The 678-nt window shown below is 66.8% G+C and carries 1 protein-coding gene; it reads right to left on the bottom strand.

All coding sequences use genetic code 11. The features are described from left to right. Positions 1-43 precede the first annotated feature (43 nt). Entirely contained in the window at positions 44-436 is a 393-nt protein-coding gene (locus tag C5F48_RS24350) for a hypothetical protein (protein ID WP_107666184.1), read from the bottom strand. Between the last annotated feature and the right edge of the window lie 242 nt (positions 437-678).

The following is a 678-nucleotide window of genomic DNA, read 5'->3' on the forward strand; positions in this document are numbered from 1 at the left end:
AAGCGTTGCGGGTTGTACTGGTGCAGCATGGCGGGGGCCTCTCCTAAAGCTCGACGCCGGGGCGCAGGTTGCCGTCGGCGTCCAGCCAGTTTCGGGCTTGGGCGCAATCGAAGCAGATGCAGGTGCCAGCGCCATCGAAGGTGACGGGCGCAAAATAGACCAGCGGGTTATGCGCTGCGCATTTCCGGCAGGTCAGGCGCGGCAGGGCCTCGGGCCTGTCCTCGACGCTGAACACGACAGTCTCGTCCTCGACGGTGTAGGTCACGACCTTGGTCAGAAGCTGTGCTACGGCCTCTTTCGGGACGCTGGGGAAGGTGGTGCTGATGACGCCGATCAGCCGGTCGCGGTCATGCGGGAAGTCGCAGCCGCTGATCGCCCAAGCGATGATGTCGGGGGTGTAGACGGCGGTGGTCGATCTGAGACGGTAGGTTGCCATTTGTGGCTCCTTTGCGGTGCGGGGCGGCGCGGGTTGTCTCTTCCCCGCCTCCGCCGATGGGCTGCGCCTCGGCAATCTGTTCTGTCGAATACGCATGTATTCGGCGGAACAGAGCGGAGAGGGCGAAGCCCGACCCACGGCCCTGAGCGGGACTGTCAATGGTCGGAGCCGGGGGGTGGTGCGGCCCGCAGGCGCAGCCAAGGACACGGCCCCCGGCTCCGACGACGCGCATCGCGCGGCGC

Origin of the sequence: Cereibacter changlensis JA139, from assembly GCF_003034985.1 — a bacterium.
In the GTDB taxonomy this organism is placed as follows: Bacteria; Pseudomonadota; Alphaproteobacteria; order Rhodobacterales; family Rhodobacteraceae; genus Cereibacter; species Cereibacter changlensis.

What these genes read in the sequence shown, in the direction of transcription:
- C5F48_RS24350 (WP_107666184.1), bottom strand. Translation starts at nt 436, where the DNA reads ATGGCAACCTACCGTCTCAGATCGACCACCGCCGTCTACACCCCCGAC.